This window comes from Enterococcus sp. C65, from assembly GCF_040887165.1.
GTDB lineage: Bacteria > Bacillota > Bacilli > Lactobacillales > Enterococcaceae > Enterococcus_B > Enterococcus_B hirae.
Genome location: NZ_JBFOFG010000021.1, coordinates 1 through 2118 on the forward strand (window position 1 = coordinate 1; position 2118 = coordinate 2118).

Consider the following 2118-nt stretch of genomic DNA (forward strand, 5'->3'; position numbering starts at 1 on the left):
CTCATTTTTATCTGAACTTAGTCACAATCATGGCATTACCATTTTTATCTCAAGCCATGTTTTAAGCGAGATTGAACAGATAGCAGATATTATCGGCGTTATGCACGAGGGGCATTTAGTAGAGGAAGTGAATATATCCGAGCTTCACAAAAGGAATCGAAAATACATTCAATTTGATTTATCTGACAGTGAGATAGCTGGAAAGATTTTAGAAAGCCACTACCACATGACGGATTTTACAGTGCAGGACGGTACGGTGAGAATTTATGACTTTAGCCAAAGTGTTGGAGAAATCAATCGAGAATTTGCACGAAATGGACTGCTCGTGACAAGGATAGATGATAGTGAGGAAAACTTAGAGGACTACTTTTCTAAACTGATTGGAGGTGGCGGTATTGCTTAATCTTATTTCTTGTGAATTATTAAAACTAAAGCGTTCAAAAATGGTGCTAATTAGTGTGGCAGGGGTATTATCTACCCCACTTTTGATGTTAATAGAAGCCTTGCAAACACATTTTGATAAGCCGGAGATTATCTTTACCTTGTCTGACATATACAGCGACAGTGTACTGTATATCATGCTGCTGGTAAACATTATGATATATGTGGCAATTGCAGCTTACTTGTTTAGCAGAGAGTACACAGAAAGCACACTCAAAACCATATTGCCCATACCCATTTCAAGGACAAAACTATTAATTGGAAAATTTTGCACCCTGCTTCTTTGGATTGTTATGCTCACCCTTGTAACATGGGCAGGTATATTTATCGCTTGTGGGCTATATCACGCTGTCTTTACATTGGAGGGATATAGCTTACTAGTGGCAATAGTATGGCTCCCCAAGTTTTTGTTTGGCAGTATCCTGATGTTTTTAACAGTTTCTCCTTTTGTGTTTGTTGCTATGAAAACAAAAGGATTTGTCGCCCCGATGATTGGCTCTGCCGTGATTGTCATGGGAAGTGCCGCACTTTCAAATCAAGAATGGGGAGCGTTGTATCCGTGGACAGCCACCTATTTCTTGGTGCAGGGTAAACTTCAGAGTACCGGCTATCCTACACTGCTGTCTGTATCTATTATTATTCTTGTATCAGCAGTTGGTTTTCTTATGACCTTTCATCATTTTAAAAAGGAGGATTTGAAATAATGGTACTTGATTTTATAGAAATTTTAAAAGTTATTTTTCTTGGAATTGTTGAGGGTATTACTGAGTGGCTACCTATCAGCAGCACAGGACATATGATTCTTGCGGACAAATTTATCACACTTAATATGAGCGAAGCATTTAAAGAAATGTTTTTTGTTGTTATTCAACTTGGAGCTATACTCGCAGTGGTTGTAATGTTTTGGAACAAGATGTTTCCATTTCAGCTAAAGGATAAATCGCAGCCACTTGTTAAAAAGGATACTTTCTCGTTGTGGTTCAAGGTTGCAGTGGCTTGTATACCGTCAGGTATTATGGGGATTTTATTTGATGATTATTTGGATGCTTACCTCCAAACCCCCATTGTGATTTCAATCATGTTAATCTTTTATGGTTTGTTATTCATTCTCATAGAAAATTGGAATAAAAAGCGTACTCCTACTACTATGGCACTTTCTGACATCAGCTATAAAACAGCAATCTTGATAGGGGCATTTCAAGTGTTATCACTTATACCCGGCACATCACGGTCGGGAGCAACGATTATAGGTGCTTTACTCATAGGAGTTTCACGAGTGGCAGCAGCAGAGTTTACTTTTTTCCTCGCAGTACCTACTATGCTTGGAGCAAGTGCTTTTAAGCTGTTAAAATTCGGGTTTGATTTTACAAGTGCAGAACTGCTCGCTCTTGTTCTCGGTATGGCTGTGGCATTTGCGGTATCTGTCTTAGTAATTAAATTCCTAATGAACTTTATCAAAAAACATGATTTTAAGGTGTTTGGTTGGTATCGAATTGTGCTTGGTATACTTGTTGTACTTATAACAGTAATGTGATAGAAAAACAATTCCATAAGCAATAATCTGCCGCACGACGGCAAAAGAAAAAAGCCGTCGTACAGCAGACATATTTTCACGCCTATGAAACGGTGGCTTTGATTTTCAGAGCCGCCGTTTCTTTGCGTTTACACAAACCAATG

General features: G+C 38.5%; 2 protein-coding genes and 1 pseudogene. All 3 read left to right on the forward strand.

Going from position 1 to position 2118, the window contains the following annotated elements; all coding sequences use genetic code 11:
- Positions 1 to 403: pseudogene (locus tag AB3I12_RS13225) on the forward strand (ABC transporter ATP-binding protein); the annotation flags it as partial.
- A complete protein-coding gene (locus tag AB3I12_RS13230; RefSeq protein ID WP_000933358.1) occupies positions 396 to 1145 on the forward strand; it encodes an ABC transporter permease in 750 nt (249 codons plus the stop codon). The pseudogene AB3I12_RS13225 and the gene AB3I12_RS13230, both read left to right, overlap by 8 nt.
- Positions 1145 to 1975, forward strand: a complete 831-nt coding sequence (gene bcrD, locus AB3I12_RS13235) for a bacitracin resistance undecaprenyl-diphosphatase BcrD (RefSeq protein WP_000242080.1) — start codon at positions 1145 to 1147, stop codon at positions 1973 to 1975. Before AB3I12_RS13230 ends, bcrD begins: the two co-directional genes overlap by 1 nt.
- Positions 1976 to 2118 lie beyond the last annotated feature (143 nt).